Origin of the sequence: Bartonella sp. AA74HLJMH (genome assembly GCF_042197045.1) — a bacterium.
Lineage (GTDB): Bacteria > Pseudomonadota > Alphaproteobacteria > Rhizobiales > Rhizobiaceae > Bartonella.
Genome location: NZ_JBHIRJ010000070.1, coordinates 1 through 2,122, shown reverse-complemented (window position 1 = coordinate 2,122; position 2,122 = coordinate 1). Strand labels below are relative to the sequence as shown.

3 protein-coding genes and 2 pseudogenes are annotated in these 2,122 nt (G+C 38.4%); all 5 read right to left on the bottom strand.

Annotated elements, in window-relative coordinates; genetic code table 11:
• Positions 1–63: pseudogene (locus ACFINH_RS09640) on the bottom strand (exonuclease); the annotation flags it as partial.
• 1 nt (position 64) lies between these two features.
• Positions 65–892: a recombinase RecT gene (locus tag ACFINH_RS09635; RefSeq protein ID WP_375632944.1), complete on the bottom strand. Its 828-nt coding sequence runs from the start codon at positions 890–892 to the stop codon at positions 65–67.
• 72 nt (positions 893–964) lie between these two features.
• Positions 965–1,423: a hypothetical protein gene (locus ACFINH_RS09630; protein WP_375632942.1), complete on the bottom strand. Its 459-nt coding sequence runs from the start codon at positions 1,421–1,423 to the stop codon at positions 965–967.
• Between the two features lie 5 nt (positions 1,424–1,428).
• Positions 1,429–1,890 (bottom strand): hypothetical protein, encoded by a 462-nt coding sequence (locus ACFINH_RS09625; RefSeq protein WP_375621849.1) that lies wholly within the window; start codon positions 1,888–1,890, stop codon positions 1,429–1,431.
• Positions 1,887–2,122: pseudogene (locus tag ACFINH_RS09620) on the bottom strand (hypothetical protein); the annotation flags it as partial. The pseudogene ACFINH_RS09620 and the gene ACFINH_RS09625, both read right to left, overlap by 4 nt.

Sequence of the window (2,122 nt, the reverse complement as noted above, 5' to 3'; positions counted from 1 at the left end):
AACATTAGATGCGGTGACTTTACCCAAGCGCGCTTGAAACCATTCTGCTGTTCTTTGTTCCATCTCACACCGCCGTTCTTTGTTCTTGTGGTGCATATTCTATATCTTGGACGTGAATATATTCGGCATCTTGTATAGGCGCCTCTATTTGCTTTTGTTGTAGGAAAGATTGTTCTTTTTCATGCTGTCTCTTTTGCAAAACATCCAAAATCCTTTGTGCTACTTCATCAGGAAGATCTTCAAGCTTTTGGACTCGTCCATACTCAAGGACTTTTTCCTCTTCTGTTTGAGTGATGTTTATTAATTGTTTGATTTGCGTAAGCACATCATAAGAAACTAACTTCGTTTGTACGTTATGGTTTGTTTCATTGATACGTTTTGCTTCATCTTCTTCATAAATACCGGAAAGCCCGAAAGCATAGCGAGCACATTGTATAGTGGCTTTATGGCGCAACATACGTGCGGGGTATTTTTTCCAAGGGTCACTGTGGTCTTGTTCGCATTCTTTGCGATATTCGGTGACTTCGATAGGGTCTTTAATCCCTTTGAGACGAATAGCACATTTGATAGCAATGATATTCCCATCCTCATTGATTTGATCTTGAAAGGTCATGCCATCAAAGTCAGGATTTGATTTGATGATCTTTATCCAACCGTCGATAGAAACAACGGGTATGATGCCGCCGCCTTTTTTAGGGAGTGCATAGATTTCTTTTGTTAAAGGGTTAAGTCCATAAGTATTGGCAACAAAAAGAAAAACGGCAAATTCTGCATCAGTGATGACATTAGCATTTTTATATCCAATACAAGTTTTTATGATTGTTTCTCGAAATTCTTCAGCAGAAAATCCATATTTTTCTGCCATTTCTTTTAAAAAAGTAGAATTTTTCATCTTGATTTCCTACATTGCGCGCAATTCCCCCGTGGCGTGAATCACGCTGGTGTTAAAAGTTGGTTTGTGTTGCTAGAAAGGAATGTCGTCTTTTGTTGAAGAGTCGCCGTTCTGGGCGGTCATAGTTTGTTTACAATCTTCTGAATTATCATAAATTTTTACATTGCCATAAATTCTTGAATCGGCATAAATAATCACATTTCCATAAATTTGTGTGTGTCCAAAAATATGTCCATCATATATTTTGACGTTATTATAAATTTTTGCATTGCCAAAAATCTCGGCACAATCACCAATTTGTGCTTTATCATAAACCTTAGCACTATCGTAAATCTTGGCACAACAATACGCCTTGGCATCATTATAAATCCAGCAATCGTCTTTTTGGCTTAAATTGTCTTCATACTCTACAAAGCCGCCAAGGTCGCCTGCTTTAACATCACCAAAATCTTTTAATGCACGTATGCGGTAAAGCGTAAGGTATCCATCAAACTGGATTGTTTCATCAGTTAATTCGTATTTTTTTTCCATGATTACTATTTCTCACGTTCTTCGATTATGGTGGAGCCACTAATTTTACAATTTCCAGCAATGTTTACACGACAGCAAATATATGCTTGATTGTAAATTTTAGCATTTCCGTAAACGTGTACACTTTTCCCTATAACAGAATTCCCATAAATCCGCGCATAGTCAAAAACCTTGGCATTATCTCCAACATCAGCACCACCAACTTCGGCATAATCAGAAACTTGTGCATTGCCATAAACGCGTGCATTCCCATAAACCCGCGCATCATCATAAACTTTGGCATCACCGTAAACGTGTGCATTGCCAAAAATCCAACAGTCTCTCTTATGGCTTAAGTTGCTCTCTTTTTCTATAAAACCGCCTAGGTCACCTTTTTTGACATATCCAAAGTCTCTTAATGCTCTAATTCGGTGAAGAGTTCTTCCATCAAACGGAATTGTTTCATCAGTAAGTTCGTATTTTTTCATCTGGTCTTTTCTCCAGTTGAGATTCTTTTATCGCCATCAATCCAGTCGTCCCAACATACACATGCATCACCGTAAATTTTTGCATGACCATAAACATGCGCATCACCGCAAACTTGCGCATTGCCGTAAACACGCGCCCTATCGTAAATGTGTGGCTCTTCGTAAACTTGTGCATTGCCATAAACTTCTGCATTATCAAAAACGTTCGGTTCACCGCAAATATATGCATCAC

Excerpts from the sequence above, each read along its gene's own strand:
- ACFINH_RS09635 (WP_375632944.1), bottom strand. The coding sequence starts at position 892 with ATGAAAAATTCTACTTTTTTAAAAGAAATGGCAGAAAAATATGGATTT.
- ACFINH_RS09625 (WP_375621849.1), bottom strand. The coding sequence starts at position 1,890 with ATGAAAAAATACGAACTTACTGATGAAACAATTCCGTTTGATGGAAGA.
- ACFINH_RS09630 (WP_375632942.1), bottom strand. The coding sequence starts at position 1,423 with ATGGAAAAAAAATACGAATTAACTGATGAAACAATCCAGTTTGATGGA.